We start from the raw sequence: 14,768 nt of genomic DNA on the forward strand, positions 1-14,768 counted from the left end.
AAGATGCGGCCCGATTGCTTTTGTCGGTATAAAAATAAGCGATTCCAACAAGTTAATTGAAATTAACTACAATTGTTAGCAATTTGGTAGCCACACCGAAGCTACATCTGCTGCATGGCGGATGACCTCCTTGAAGCGGTCATGGGCATGATGCCGCTCCGTCATACCGGCCGATCCGGTATGTCCCTGTATTTTGCATTTTCCTAGGGGCGTATTTCCCATGTCCAGCATCAACACCAATGCGTCGGCAATGACGGCGCTGCAGACCCTCGCCGCCACCAACAAGGCGCTGAACACCACCCAGGGCCGCATCGCCACGGGTCTCCGTGTCGCCGAAGCTTCCGACAACGCCGCCTACTGGTCGATCGCCACCACCATGCGCTCGGACAACAAGGCACTCTCGACGGTCCAGGATTCGCTCGGTCTCGGCGCCTCGAAGGTCGACACCGCCTACACCGGCATGAACAAGACCATCGACACGCTCAACGAGATCAAGGTCAAGCTCGTCGCCGCCACAGGCGCTTCGGACGCCGACAAGGCCAAGATCGACACCGAGGTCAAAGCGCTGCAGAAGCAGCTGAAGGCCTATGCCGACGGTGCCACCTTCTCCGGCGCCAACATGCTCTCGGTCAACAGCGGCACCACCGCCACCACCGCGTCCGACGTCAAGGTCGTCTCCGCCTTCACCCGCGACGCGACCGGCACGGCCTCGATCTCGACCATCGACGTCAACGTCGAGAACATCAAGCTTTACGAAGCCGGCACCGCTGCCGGCGTCAACAAGGGCATCCTCGATTCCAACCGCGTCGTCAGCGTGGCCGGTGCTGTCTCCGAGGTTGCTGCGGCTGACGCAGTCGTGCTCGGCACCTTCAGCCAGACCGACACCTTCACGGTGGCGGCAATGGAGCTGACCAACGGCACGTTGTTCGCCAACGACGCCCAGATCAGCCAGATGCTCAGCGTCGTCGAAAGCGCGCTCAAGGACATGAACACGGCCGCCACCAACCTCGGCGCCGCCAAGAACCGCATCGAGTTGCAGAAAGCCTTCACCTCGAGCCTGATGGACTCCATCGATCGCGGCGTCGGCCAGCTCGTCGACGCCGACATGAACAAGGAATCGACCCGCCTGCAGGCCATCCAGGTCCAGCAGCAGCTCGGCATCCAGGCTCTGTCGATCGCCAACGGCAACTCGCAGACCATCCTGTCGCTGTTCCGCGGCTAACGCCCGAACCGTTCCAGGCAACATGATTTCCGGCATCGGGCCGCATCGCAAGATGCGGCCCGATTGCTTTTGCACAGTCTATCTGGGGAAAATTCAGGCAAAGCGGCGCTCCGGCCGGGGGTTAACCATGCCGCTTAGAGCTTTGGTAGCGAGTCTCCGACAGGTTGTCCGCTATGGCGGGTGACCTTCTGGTCATGGGCATGATGCCGCTCCGCCATACCGGCCAACCCGGTATGTCCCTGTATTTTGCATTTCCTAGGGGCGTATTTCCCATGTCCAGCATCAATACCAACGCGTCGGCAATGACGGCGCTGCAAACGCTTGCAGCGACCAACAAGGCGCTCAACACCACCCAGGGCCGCATCGCCACGGGCCTTCGCGTCGCCGAAGCTTCCGACAACGCCGCCTACTGGTCGATCGCAACGACCATGCGGTCCGACAACAAGGCGCTTTCGACGGTCCAGGATTCGCTCGGTCTCGGCGCCTCGAAGGTCGACACCGCCTACACCGGCATGAACAAGTCGATCGAGACCCTGAACGAGATCAAGGTCAAGCTCGTCGCCGCCACCGGCGCGTCGGCTGCCGACAAGGCCAAGATCGACACCGAGGTCAAGGCACTGCAGAAGCAGCTCAAGGCTTATGCCGACGGCGCCACCTTCTCCGGCACCAACATGCTCTCGGTCGACTCCTCGGCTGCCGCCACGGTCGGCACCGCCGCACCGGTCAAGATCGTCTCCGCCTTCAACCGCAGCGCCGCAGGCACGGCCTCGATCTCGACCATCGACGTCGACGTCAACGCGCTCAAGCTCTATGACGCTGCCGGCGCTGCCGACAACGCCCATGCCGGCCTGCTCGACGCCCAGCGCACCAGCGACGGCGCGCGGGTCGCCGAAGCCGACATCCAGGCGCCGACCCTTGGCGTCGCCTCGGCTGCCGGCGACACCTACAGCGTCGCCACCATGGCGCTGGTCAGCGGTGCAACGGCGGCGAGCGACACCCAGATCGGTGACATGCTCGGCGTCGTCGAAGCGGCTCTCAAGGACATGAACACGGCCGCCACCAATCTCGGCGCCGCCAAGAACCGCATCGAGCTGCAGAAGACCTTCACCTCGAGCCTGATGGACTCCATCGATCGCGGTGTCGGCCAGCTCGTCGACGCCGACATGAACAAGGAGTCGACCCGYCTGCAGGCCATCCAGGTCCAGCAGCAGCTCGGCATCCAGGCYCTGTCGATCGCCAACGGCAACTCGCAGTCGATCCTGTCGCTGTTCCGCGGCTAATCGAACCGTTCCAGGCAACAAGACTTCCCGGGTCGGGCCGCATCGCAAGATGCGGCCCGATTGCTTTTGTCGGTATAAAAATAAGCGATTCCAACAAGTTAATTGAAATTAACTACAATTGTTAGCAATTTGGTAGCCACANATCGAGCTGCAGAAGACCTTCACCTCGAGCCTGATGGACTCCATCGATCGCGGTGTCGGCCAGCTCGTCGACGCCGACATGAACAAGGAGTCGACCCGCCTGCAGGCCATCCAGGTCCAGCAGCAGCTCGGCATCCAGGCCCTGTCGATCGCCAACGGCAACTCGCAGACCATCCTGTCGCTGTTCCGCTGATCCGATCGCATCCGTCGATCTGAAGAACGGGCCGCATCGCAAGATGCGGCCCGTTTGCTTTTTGGCATTCGCCTCCTTGCACGAAAACTACGCTCCATCTCCGCTTTCCAAAGTATACCAAGTATATAATCTAGAGAGCTTCCGCTCATCTTTGAAATATACACAATTTGGTAGGGATTATCGTGAACACTCATGTCCATGGCGGGTGATCGTTGGATCATGGGCATGATGCCGCTCCGCCATACCGGCCAACCCGGTATGTCCCTGTACTTTTTGCATTTTCCTAGGGGCGTATTTTCCCATGTCCAGCATCAATACCAATGCCGCCGCAATGACGGCGCTGCAGACCCTTGCCGCCACCAACAAGGCGCTCAACACCACCCAGGGCCGCATTGCCACCGGCCTCCGCGTCGCCGAGGCTTCCGACAACGCCGCCTACTGGTCGATCGCCACCACCATGCGTTCGGACAACAAGGCGCTCTCGACGGTCCAGGATTCGCTCGGTCTCGGCGCGTCGAAGGTCGACACCGCCTATACCGGCATGAACAAGTCGATCGACACCCTCAACGAGATCAAGGTCAAGATCGTCGCCGCCACCGGCGCCTCCCCTGCCGACAAGGCCAAGATCAACACCGAGATCAAGGCGCTGCAGAAGCAGCTCAAAGCCTATGCCGACGGCGCCACCTTCTCGGGCGCCAACTTCCTGTCCGTGTCCTCGGACAAGACCGCGGCCGGTGCCGCTGCCGCCGCTGCCGGCACCGCGGTTCAGGCCGATGCCAAGATCGTCTCGGCTTTCAACCGCAACGCGGCCGGTTCGGCTTCGATCTCGACCATCGACGTCAAGGTCGAGAACATCAAGCTGTTCGACACCAACACCGCAAACCCCACCTACGTCAAGAATGCCGGCATCCTCGACCGCCAGACAGCGATCTGGGATTCGGCTGCCGCACAGGCTGCCTATGACAAGGCCTATGCCGCATCGGTGGCCGGCGGCGGTGCCGATACGGCCGCGCACACGGCCGGTGCGGCTGCCGCCGTGCTGCCTGCATCGGGCGGCGTCGTCGGTGCAACCTCGACCGCGGGCGTTTCAGTCGTCAATTTCGACATCACCACTGTCGGCGACCAGTTCATGGCCGGCCTGCTCGGCAAGGTCGAGACCGCGCTCAAGCAGATGAACACGGCTGCCACCGATCTCGGCGCCGCCAAGAACCGCATCGAGCTGCAGAAGACCTTCACCTCGAGCCTGATGGACTCCATCGATCGCGGTGTCGGCCAGCTCGTCGACGCCGACATGAACAAGGAGTCGACCCGTCTGCAGGCCATCCAGGTCCAGCAGCAGCTCGGTATCCAGGCTCTGTCGATCGCCAACGGCAACTCGCAGACCATCCTGTCGCTGTTCCGCGGCTAACGCCCGAACCGTTTCAGGCAACAAGACTTCCCGGGTCGGGCCGCATCGCAAGATGCGGCCCGATTGCTTTTGCACAGTCTATCTGTGGAATATCCAAGCAAAACGACACCCCGTCCGGGGGTTAACCATGCCGCTTAGAGCTTTGGTAGCGAGTCTCCTACAGGTTACCGGGCATGACGGGTGACCTTCTGGTCATGGGCATGATGCCTCTCCGTCATACCGGCCGATCCGGTATGTCCCTGTATTTTGCATTTTCCTAGGGGCGTTATTCCCATGTCCAGCATCAATACCAATGCGTCGGCAATGACCGCGCTGCAGACCCTCGCCGCCACCAACAAGGCGCTGAACACCACCCAGGGCCGCATCGCCACGGGTCTCCGCGTCGCCGAAGCTTCCGACAACGCTGCCTACTGGTCGATCGCCACCACCATGCGTTCGGACAACAAGGCACTCTCGACGGTCCAGGATTCGCTCGGTCTCGGCGCCTCGAAGGTCGACACCGCCTACACCGGCATGAACAAGGCCATCGACACCCTCAACGAGATCAAGGTCAAGCTCGTCGCCGCCAACGGCGCCTCGGGTGCCGACAAGGAAAAGATCAACACCGAGATCCAGGCGTTGCAGAGCCAGCTGAAGGCCTATGCTGACGGCGCGACCTTCTCCGGCACCAACATGCTCTCGACCAACGGTGCGGCTGCCGCTGCCGACGTCAAGATCGTCTCGGCCTTCAACCGCGACGCGGCCGGTTCGGCTTCGATCTCGACCATCGACGTCAAGGTCGAGAACATCAAGCTGTTCGAAGCCGGTGCTGCCCCCAAGGGCATCCTCGACAAGACCCGCGACGCGACCGGCGCCGCAGCGGCAGGAACGGCCGTTTCCGGCATCGCCCTGACCGCTGCCACCACCGACACCGTTGTCGGTGAACACCTGCAGCGCGTCGAAGCGGCGCTGAAGGAAATGAACACCGCCGCCACCGACCTCGGCGCTGCCAAGAACCGCATCGAGCTGCAGAAGACCTTCACCTCGAGCCTGATGGACTCCATCGATCGCGGTGTCGGCCAGCTCGTCGACGCCGACATGAACAAGGAGTCGACCCGTCTGCAGGCCATCCAGGTCCAGCAGCAGCTCGGCATCCAGGCTCTGNGCCAAGAACCGCATCGAGCTGCAGAAGACCTTCACCTCGAGCCTGATGGACTCCATCGATCGCGGTGTCGGCCAGCTCGTCGACGCCGACATGAACAAGGAGTCGACGCGCCTGCAGGCCATCCAGGTCCAGCAGCAACTCGGCATCCAGGCCCTGTCGATCGCCAACGGCAACTCGCAGACCATCCTGTCGCTGTTCCGCTGATCCGATCGCATCCGTCGATCTGAAGCTCGGGCCGCATCGTAAGATGCGGCCCGATTGCTTTTCTCCCCTGCCCAGGGCCGCCGTCGCGACGACGCGAGCCCCGCGCAAGCTCCCTCCGGGATAAGTTCCGCCGCGTCATCGGCCGCGCTTCCACGCATCGGCCACGCCAGCCTTAATCGGTCGTTAACCATGAAACGCTAGTTATGGTTAACCAATTGCTAGGGCGATCCTGCGCGGCACGCGGGTTTCAGAGGGGGTATTTCGATGTCCAGTATCATGACCAACGCTTCGGCCCTGACCGCGCTTCAGAGCCTCAACACCACCAACAAGGCGCTTCAGACCACGCAGGCCCGCATCTCGACCGGCTACCGGGTTGCCGAAGCGATGGACAACGCCGCCTACTGGTCCATCGCCACCACGATGCGCTCCGACAACCAGGCGCTCTCCACCGTGCAGGACGCGCTCGGTCTCGGCGCTTCCAAGGTCGACACCGCCTACACCGGCATGAACAAGGTTCTGGAGACCGTCGACCAGATCAAGATCAAGCTCGTCGCCGCCTACAGCGCCAGCGATTCCGACAAGGCCAAGATCCAGACCGAGATCGAGGCGCTCCAGGGCCAGATCAAGTCCTACGCCGATGCCGCCACCTTCTCCGGCACCAACTTCCTGTCGGTGACGTCGAAGCAGGTCGCCGCCGCCAATGACGGCGTGCAGGCCGACGCCAAGATCGTCTCGGCCTTCAACCGCGCCGCCGACGGCAAGGTCACGCTCGGCACGATCGACGTCGATATCGAGGGCGTCAAGCTGTTCGATTCCGGCCTGGCCGCCGAGGTCAAGAATGCCGGCCATCTCGACCGCAAGACCTCGGTCTATGCAACCGCTGCGGCCCAGACCCAGTACGACACGGCCTACGCCGCTTCGATCGCCGGCGGCGGCACCGACATCGCGGCGCACACCGCAGGCCTGGCCGCCGTCACCGGCACGCCGGCAAGGGTCGACAACGTCTCGGTCCACAATCTTGACATCATGGCGACCGGCGTGACCAACGACATCATCAACCAGATGATCTCCAAGGTCGACGAAGTGCTCAAGGATCTGACCGATGTCGCCACCACGCTCGGCGCGGCCAAGAAGCAGATCGACCTGCAGAAAGGCTTCACCACCAGCCTGATGGACTCCATCGACCGTGGCGTCGGCCAGCTCGTCGATGCCGACATGAACAAGGAATCGACCCGCCTGCAGGCGCTGCAGGTGCAGCAGCAGCTCGGCATCCAGGCGCTGTCGATCGCCAATTCGAACTCGCAGAACATCCTGGCGCTGTTCAAGAGCTGATCGGCTTCTGAAACACCCCTTCTTCTTCGATGGGCCGCGCCTCGTGCGCGGCCCATATCATTTTCGCACAAGCTTCGAGGTCTAGGGTCTCCCCGGAAGATATTGCGGGGAACCTACGCACGTGCCCGAACAGCTACAGAGCATAGTCGCCAACTTCAGGAGCTTTGGCCCGCGCCGGCTCGCCATTTTGGGCGGCATCGCGGCGTTGGTCCTCGCCGTCGTCGGCGTGGCGTCGGTCTATCTCAACCGGCCGGCCTACGAGACGCTCTATGTCGGGCTCGAACGTTCCGACGTGAACCAGATCGGCATGGTACTCGGCGAAGCCGGCATCGGCTTCGACGTCGCCTCCGACGGCACCACCGTCCTGGTACCTGCCGGCCAGACCGCGCAGGCGCGCATGCTGCTTGCTGAAAAGGGCCTGCCCACCAGCGCCAATGCCGGCTACGAGCTCTTCGACAATGTCGGCTCGCTCGGCCTCACCTCCTTCATGCAGCAGGTCACCCGCGTCCGTGCTCTGGAAGGCGAGATCGCCCGCACCATCCAGTCGATCACCGGCATCAAGGCCGCCCGCGTCCACATCGTCATGTCCGAGCGCGCCAATTTCCGCCGCGACGAGCAGAAACCTTCGGCCTCCGTCGTCATCCGCGCCTCCAGCCTCGACGCCGACAAGAGCGCGATGTCGATCCGCCACCTCGTCGCTGCCGCCGTGCCCGGCCTCGACGCCGAACGCGTGACCGTGCTTGATTCGAGCGGCAACCTGCTTGCGGCGGGCGACGACCCCAACAATTCGAGTGCCGCCCGCTCCATCGGCGTCGAGCGCACCGTCGAGACCCAGATCGAGGACAACATCCGCCGCGCGCTCGCTGCCTATCTCGGACCCGACAATTTCCGCGCCAGCGTCAAGGCCGACGTCAACACCGACTCGCGCCAGACCGAAGAAACCATCTTCGATCCGGAATCGCGCGTCGAACGCTCCGTCCAGGTCGTCCGCGCCAACGAGAACTCCAACCAGAAGCAGTCCGCCACCCCGGCCACCGTCGAGCAGAACCTGCCCGATGCCGAAGCCACCGCCACCGACGGACCGCAATCGACCTCGGCCAGCGACCGCAAGGAAGAGATCACCAACTACGAGATGAACTCGAAGCGCATCGCGACCGTCTCGAACGGCTATTCGGTGACCAAGATGTCGATCGCCGTCGTCGTCAACCAGCAACGCCTCGCCACCATCCTCGGCAAGGACGCCACGCCGGAAGCCATCGCTGCCCGCGTCGCCGACATCCAGAAGATGGTGATCTCGGCCACCGGCTTCGACGAAAAGCGCGGCGACCTGATCAACGTCTCGGCGGTCGAGTTCATCGACGGCCTCGACGGAGTGGAAATCGACAGCCCCGGCGTCCTCGCTTCCGTCGGCCAGCACGCCGGCACGCTGATCAACGCAGCCGCCTTCATCGTCGTCGTCTTCCTCGTCGCCTTCTTCGGCCTGCGCCCGCTGGCGACGGCCCTGTCGAAGCCGGTCCCCGCAGCCATCGCCGGCCCCAGCTTCGACGAAGTGCAGCGGTCGCTGCCGACGCCGGATGCCGGTTCCGCCACCGCCGAGGCGCCTCCCGCGCTGCCCGGCGCGCGGCCCACCGCCATCGACGACCTGCGCAACAAGCTGCGTCCCGCCCCGCAGGATCGCCTCGCCCGCATGGTCGACATCAATGAAGAACGCACCGCACTGATCCTGCGCAAGTGGGCTGCCCAGGAAGTCGCCGCCTGATGTCGATTGCCGCACTTTTCGAAAGGCTGACCGACTTCGCGCCGCTGGCCGCAAATGCCCCCGACGCCGTGGCCCCGGCCCCCAGCGCCTATCCCAAGGCCGTTCCCGAGCCTGACATCCCGGCCATCGTCGCCGCTGCGGTCGCCACCGCCGAGACCGAGCTGGCGATGCGCCTCGACAGCGAGCATCAGGCCGCCCTCGAGGCCGAGCGCCAGCGCCATGCTTCCGAACTGGCGGGCCTGGGCGCCCGCTTCGGCACCGACATCGGCGCCGTCATCGGCGCCCGCATCGCCGAGATGGAGACCCGTGTCGTCCACCTCGCCACCGACGCCGCTGCCCGCGTCGTCGCCGGCCTCGTCAGCGACGACATCGCCACCCGTTCGATCGATGCCCTTGCCGCCGCGATCCTGTCGGCCACCGCCGACCGCGACGCCGTGCGCATCAAGGTCAGCGGCCCGCAATTCCTGTTCGACGCGCTGGCCACCGCCATCGGCGACCGTGCCGAAAACATCGACTTCAGCGAGGCGGTCGGCTTCGACCTCAGCGTCTCGATCGATGACAACCTGTTCGAGACCCGCCTCGGCGAGTGGTCGTCCGCCCTGACCGAGACCTTGCCATGAGCGTTGCCGACGGCTCCGAGCCGCGCCACGAGATAGTCATCGTCCGGCGCGCCCATTCCGACCACGACGAAGCCCATCACGGCGGCGTCTGGAAGATCGCCTTCGCCGACTTCATGACGGCGATGATGTGTTTCTTCCTCGTCATGTGGCTGATCAGCGCCGCCAACGAGCAGACCAAGGCTGCCGTGGCGAGCTACTTCAACCCGGTCAAGCTCGTCGACCGCAACGCCAGCCGCAAGGGCCTCGAAGAACTCGGCGACGGCCCCAATTCGGTCGGCCTGACCGCCGAGGACCCGCAGGAAGTCAGCGGCAAGGCCGGCGCCGACGGGCGCGGCAATGCCGGCCCCGCGACGGAACAGAATTCGCAGGATTCCGCCGCCGTCATCAAGCGCTCCGACGAACACCTGTTCAACGACCCGTATGCCGTGCTGGCCGAGATCGCCCAGGACACCGGCACCAAGGCCAACGTCTCGGAACGCGGCGAAGGCGGCATGCAGATCGCCGGCCCGTCCAGCGGCGCCTCCGGCGGCGAAGCCTATCGCGATCCCTTCGCGCCGGATTTCTGGACCGAGCAGGTCGCCACGCCCATCGCCGAGGCAAGCGCCGAGCGCGCGGCCATCGAGGGCGAGCCGGCCAAGCCCGGCGACAAGACCGAGCGTTCCGCCAGATCGGAACCGGTGAAGGCGCCAGAATCCAGGACCGAACCCCAGGCCGAGGTCGCCGAGCATCGGTCGCCGCTCGACATCGCGCCCGGCAACCCAGTCGCCGAGGGCACCAAGCCGGGCGAAGCACCGAAGGCCGAGACCGTCGAGGCCGAGGCGCCGGCCGACAGGCCGAAGCCAAGCGACGCGCCGAGCCAGCACACCATCGGCGAAGCCGACTCCATCCGGCGCGAACTCGCCGAGGCGATCAAGTCGGGCACCAACCTGCCCGACGGCCTGTCCGTCGTCGCCACCGACAAGGGCGTCGTCATCTCGGTCACCGAGCAGTTCGACTTCGGCATGTTCGAGATCGGCTCGGCCGTGCCGCGCAAGCAGCTCGTGCTGGCCATGGAAAAGATCGCCAGGACGATTACCGCCCACGAAGGCAACGTCTCGATCAACGGCCACACCGACGCCCGCCCCTTCCGCGGCGGCGGCTACGACAACTGGCGGCTGTCGACCGCGCGTGCCCATTCGGCCTATTACATGCTGGTGCGTGCAGGGCTCGACGAGAAGCGCATCGTCGAGGTCGCCGGCTTCGCCGACCGCAAGCTGAAGGACACGGCGGAGCCGTTCTCGGCCACCAACCGCCGCATCGAGATCCTGCTGGAGCGCTCTGAATGAGGCTCGCGGCGACCCTCTCCGGCGCAGCGCTGATCGCCCTGCTTGTGGCGACGGCGCCGGAGCACGCACGCGCCGCCGAGGCGCCGGCGCTCGAGCCCTACCAGATGGTGCGCTGCCTGCAGCTGGTTCAGGACCGCATCGCCGCCGGCGACCAGGCCTCGCTGCCGATGCAGCGCCGCCTGCTCGAAATGACCGACGAGAACATGCGCGCCGCCAGCCCCGCCGCATTCAAGGAGCCGAAGAACTTTCGCGCCCTGCTGATCTACGCCATGAGCGGCGGCAACCCGCTGACCATCGAGCAGGTCGTCTCCCGCCTCACCCTCGAAGAGGCCGACCAGGCGCTCGCGCAAGGCATCATCGACTATCTCAGGGGCAAGCCCAAGGGCACCGTCGAAGCTCTCGCCTCGGTCGATCCGCTGACCCAGATCTCCGAACTCGGCGCCTTCCTGGCGCTGGTCAAGGGCTCGGTCAGCATCGCCCAGGAGCCCGAGCGGGCGATGAAGCTGTTCGACCAGGCCCGGCTGCTCAGCCCCGGCACGCTCGTCGAGGAAGCCGCCCTGCGCCGCTCGGTGGCGCTCGCCCCCCGGCTCGAGGACGGCGCTCGCTTCCTGCGCAGCTCGACCCAGTACGTCCGCTACTACCTGCGCTCGCCCTATGCCAGCCAGTTCGCCGACGCCTTCGTCGCCGGCATCGTCACCCTGCATGCCTCGATCAGCCTCGACACCGTGGGCGAGATCACCGCGATGATGGATGCCGAGCAGGAGAAGGTCGTCTACCTCCGCGTCGCCCGGCGCGCCGCGATCGACGGGTTGACCGAACTCTCCGCCTTCGCCGCCGCCAGGGCCGAGCAGGGGCGCGACGGCCAGCGCAACGACGCCGATCCCCGCACCCAGCTTTATTCCGGCCTGTCGTCGGTCACCTCCGGCTCGGCCGACGACATGCTGGGCAAGCTTGGCGGCATCGACCGCGACAAGCTGTCCAAGGGCGACCGCGCCTTGCTCGACGCCGTCGAGGCGGTCGCGTCCGAACTGACCTCGGCCCTGCCCGCCGCGCCCGATGCCAAGCCAAAACCGGTCGACATCGGCGACCTGCCGCCGGCTTCGATCGACATCGCACCGCCCCCGGCCGATCCGATGGTGCCCGACGCCGCCGAAGCGCCCGCGCCCGAAACGCAGCCGGCGACCACGGTCCAGCAGCCCGCAGTGGCGCCCGCCGTTGCGGCCGCGCCGAGGGTCGGCCCCAGGGTGGTGCCGCTTACGGCATCGCCGCAACCGGCAGCCGCCGAACCGACGACGGCCGACACAGCGCCCACAGAGGCCGAAAACCCCAAGGTCATCGAAGCGCGCCGCACGCTCGAAGCCATAGACCAACTGCTCGGAGTCTCCCCCAAATGACCGACGCCATCCGCTCGGCACTGGCGGGCCCGCTCGCCTCGCAATCATCCGCCGCCGATCGCAACGCCTTCGCCGGCAACGACGACCAGGGCGATTTCGACCGTGCCCTGGCAGCCCCGCAAAAGGGCGACCAGAAGGCCGAGGACAAACGCCACGCCGCCGGGCCGCCGCATGAGCAGCGCTGGCACAAGCTGGCCGAGCGGCTGGCCGCGCGCGACCCGCGCGTGGCGGAGCCCGGCGACGACGCAACCGACGCCAGGCCGACCATGCATGGAGAACAAGCCGAAGCCCCCGAACCGCCGCTTGCCGAGGCATCGCCCAAGGAACCCGCCAGCTCCGACAAGCCGGCCGAAACGGCCTTGCCGCTGGTGCTTGCTCTGAGCGAACTGCGCAAGGCAGGCAGCCAGGCGGCCAGCGCCGGCCCGGCCGATGCACCCGCCACCGAGGCCGGAACCGGCCTCGAACAGGCCAGCCTCGCCGCCGACGCTCCGGACAGCGAGCCGCGCCTCGTCGGCAACGCACCGTCGCGGGCTGCGGCCTCCGGCACCGCATTGCCGCCCGGCATGTCGGCCGCCGCCGAAACACCGGCGCTTGCCGATGCGTCGTCCGCATCGTCCGCTCCCGCCGGATCGGCAATCGGCGATGCCGAAACCGAAAAGCCGGCGCGCCCGGTTGCCTCCCGGCAGCCCGACCAGGCGACCGCCGCCAACCGCGTCAGCGTCATTTCCGAGCAGGCGATCCCCGCCCCGGCCACCTCCGTCGCCAACGGCACGGCTGGCGCGCTGGCGATGGACATCGCCTCCTCCGCGCCGCGCCACACCGCTGCCGCCGCCACCGTCCAGCAGCTCCAGGCCAGCGCCGCAAACGCACCTGCCGCCCAGGTCCTGAAGATCCAGCTGCGGCCCGTCGAATTGGGCATGGTGACGGCCAGCCTGCACCTCGCCGGAGAACAACTTTCGGTTGAAATCGAAGTCGAGAACGCCGAGGCCTATCACCGTCTCTCGGCCGACCGCGAAGCGATCGGCAACGCCCTTCGCGGCCTCGGTTTCGACGTCGACCGCGTCACCATCATGCAGCCCCAGTCGCCCGCCCAGGCGCAGGCACGCAGCGACGGCAGCGGCCTTTCCTCCGGTTCCGGTGGCCGCGAGCAGCCGGCCTTCCAGTCGGACGGAATGGGCGGTGAAGGTGGCAACTCAGGCAATGGACGTCCCGGCGGGAGAGCGGCAAATGAAGAAGCCAATGTACGCAACATCTCGTCGCCTCGCACGGATCGTCCTGGCAGCAGCCGCTATATCTAGTGCCGCGACCGGCCTGGCCGCTGCGGCTGCCAATCCTTGCGAGCCGGAGATCCTGCGCGCCGCCGACCGCTATGGCGTGCCGGTCGGCATCCTCTATGCCGTCGGCCTCACCGAAACCGGCAGGAAGGGAAGCTTGCAGCCCAACGCATTGAATATAGAAGGAAAAGCCGTCTTTCCGGGAAGTGCTGCCGAAGCCGTTGCCGCCTTCGAGGCTGCCCGCGGCGAAGGCAAGACGCTCATCGACCTCGGCTGCATGCAGATCAACCACCGTTATCACGCCGCCGAGTTTCGCAGCGTGCGCGACATGCTCGACCCGCGCCGCAACGTCGACTATGCCGCGCGTTTCCTGGTCAGCCTGCACAGCCGCCACGAGTCCTGGTCGATGGCCGTCGCGCGCTATCACGCAGGCCCCGACAACGACCCCGCGCAGAAGCGCTACGTCTGCCGCGTCATCGCCAACATGGTCGCCACCGGCTTCGGCCGCTGGACCGAAAACGCCAGGTCCTTCTGCAACCCCTAGGCGGTTTCGCGCCACGCTGAACCGGCCACGAACCGAGACCCCGCCCACATCGCCGACCTGAAGCCCGGATGCACGCATGTCGTGCAACCGTTTCAACCCATGCGAGTCCGGACTCCCAAAAAAATAGCGGCAAGAATTCACGATTGGTCGCCTTGGTCTCGACCCATTACCGATTGGTTAACGGGGCATTTTTTCTGATTCGGAGGCGGGGCCGATGATTGTTGTTGTCGACGAGCGCGAGCTCGTCACCAAGGGCTATAATTCACTTTTCGACAGGGAAGGCGTGGCTTGCGCGGGCTTCCGTTCGGGCGAGTTCGGCGAATGGGTCGAAAGCGCTCCCGAAGAAGATCTGCGCTCGGTGCGCGCCTTTCTCATCGGCGACTGCAACGAGGGTTCCATCTCTCCGCGCCAGCTGCGCGACCGCTCCAAGGCGCCGGTGATCGCGCTCTCCGAGCAGAACAATCTCGAAAACACGCTCAAGCTTTTCGAATCCGGCGTCGACGACGTCATTCGCAAGCCGGTGCACATTCGCGAAATCCTGGCCCGCATCTCGGCGATCCGCCGCCGCGCCCAGGAAGACACCGGCTTCACCCAGATCGGCGCCATGCGCATCTTCATGGATGGCCGCGATCCCGAGATCGACGGCCAGCCAATGCCGCTGCCGCGCCGTGAGCGCCGCATCCTCGAGTATCTCGCAAGCAACAGCGGCCGCCGCGTCACCAAGACCCAGGTCTTCAACGCCATCTATGGTGTCTTCGACGAAGAAGTCGAAGAAAATGTCGTCGAAAGCCACATCTCCAAGCTGCGCAAGAAACTGCGCGAGCGTCTCGGCCACGATCCGATCGATTCAAAACGCTTTCTTGGCTACCGGCTCGTCGTCTGACCAGCCTCGCGCAAGACATGTTGCGTAGTTTTGTTTCGTGGCATG

General features: G+C 65.3%; 13 protein-coding genes and 1 pseudogene. All 14 read left to right on the forward strand.

Annotation, left to right across the window (positions count from 1 at the left end; translation table 11 throughout):
* The first annotated feature begins 220 nt into the window (after nt 1-220).
* Nucleotides 221-1,222 (forward strand): flagellin, encoded by a 1,002-nt coding sequence (locus ASC75_RS20380; RefSeq protein ID WP_055979487.1) that lies wholly within the window; start codon nt 221-223, stop codon nt 1,220-1,222.
* Nucleotides 1,223-1,494: 272 nt separating this feature from the next.
* Nucleotides 1,495-2,502, forward strand: coding sequence for a flagellin (locus ASC75_RS20385; RefSeq protein ID WP_055979492.1), 1,008 nt, complete (start codon nt 1,495-1,497; stop codon nt 2,500-2,502).
* A gap of 142 nt (nt 2,503-2,644) precedes the next feature.
* A pseudogene (locus tag ASC75_RS25685) lies at nt 2,645-2,836 on the forward strand (flagellin); the annotation flags it as partial.
* 301 nt (nt 2,837-3,137) lie between these two features.
* Nucleotides 3,138-4,244: a flagellin gene (locus ASC75_RS20390; protein ID WP_055979495.1), complete on the forward strand. Its 1,107-nt coding sequence runs from the start codon at nt 3,138-3,140 to the stop codon at nt 4,242-4,244.
* Nucleotides 4,245-4,517: 273 nt separating this feature from the next.
* A partial coding sequence (locus tag ASC75_RS20395; RefSeq protein WP_055980242.1) for a flagellin occupies nt 4,518-5,387 on the forward strand: 870 nt, incomplete at its 3' end.
* A gap of 46 nt (nt 5,388-5,433) precedes the next feature.
* Nucleotides 5,434-5,592, forward strand: coding sequence for a flagellin (locus ASC75_RS26575; RefSeq protein WP_280137973.1), 159 nt, complete (start codon nt 5,434-5,436; stop codon nt 5,590-5,592).
* Between the two features lie 264 nt (nt 5,593-5,856).
* Nucleotides 5,857-6,924 (forward strand): flagellin, encoded by a 1,068-nt coding sequence (locus ASC75_RS20400; RefSeq protein WP_055979498.1) that lies wholly within the window; start codon nt 5,857-5,859, stop codon nt 6,922-6,924.
* Between the two features lie 121 nt (nt 6,925-7,045).
* Nucleotides 7,046-8,683, forward strand: coding sequence for a flagellar basal-body MS-ring/collar protein FliF (fliF, locus tag ASC75_RS20405; RefSeq protein WP_055979501.1), 1,638 nt, complete (start codon nt 7,046-7,048; stop codon nt 8,681-8,683).
* Nucleotides 8,683-9,303: a hypothetical protein gene (locus ASC75_RS20410; RefSeq protein WP_055979503.1), complete on the forward strand. Its 621-nt coding sequence runs from the start codon at nt 8,683-8,685 to the stop codon at nt 9,301-9,303. Before fliF ends, ASC75_RS20410 begins: the two co-directional genes overlap by 1 nt.
* A complete protein-coding gene (locus ASC75_RS20415) occupies nt 9,300-10,628 on the forward strand; it encodes a MotB family protein (RefSeq protein ID WP_055979506.1) in 1,329 nt (442 codons plus the stop codon). Before ASC75_RS20410 ends, ASC75_RS20415 begins: the two co-directional genes overlap by 4 nt.
* Nucleotides 10,625-12,022 carry a hypothetical protein gene (locus tag ASC75_RS20420; RefSeq protein WP_055979509.1) on the forward strand — a complete coding sequence of 466 codons (1,398 nt, stop codon included), beginning with the start codon at nt 10,625-10,627 and terminating at the stop codon, nt 12,020-12,022. Before ASC75_RS20415 ends, ASC75_RS20420 begins: the two co-directional genes overlap by 4 nt.
* Nucleotides 12,019-13,320: a flagellar hook-length control protein FliK gene (locus ASC75_RS20425; protein WP_055979512.1), complete on the forward strand. Its 1,302-nt coding sequence runs from the start codon at nt 12,019-12,021 to the stop codon at nt 13,318-13,320. Before ASC75_RS20420 ends, ASC75_RS20425 begins: the two co-directional genes overlap by 4 nt.
* On the forward strand, nt 13,262-13,840 hold the full coding sequence (locus tag ASC75_RS20430; RefSeq protein ID WP_082496683.1) for a transglycosylase SLT domain-containing protein: 579 nt from the start codon (nt 13,262-13,264) through the stop codon (nt 13,838-13,840). The genes ASC75_RS20425 and ASC75_RS20430 overlap by 59 nt, the downstream gene beginning before the upstream one ends.
* Nucleotides 13,841-14,054: 214 nt before the next feature.
* Nucleotides 14,055-14,723: a response regulator transcription factor gene (locus ASC75_RS20435; RefSeq protein ID WP_055979530.1), complete on the forward strand. Its 669-nt coding sequence runs from the start codon at nt 14,055-14,057 to the stop codon at nt 14,721-14,723.
* Nucleotides 14,724-14,768: the final 45 nt, after the last annotated feature.

It is taken from the genome of Aminobacter sp. DSM 101952, from assembly GCF_001424795.1.
Lineage (GTDB): Bacteria > Pseudomonadota > Alphaproteobacteria > Rhizobiales > Rhizobiaceae > Aminobacter > Aminobacter aganoensis.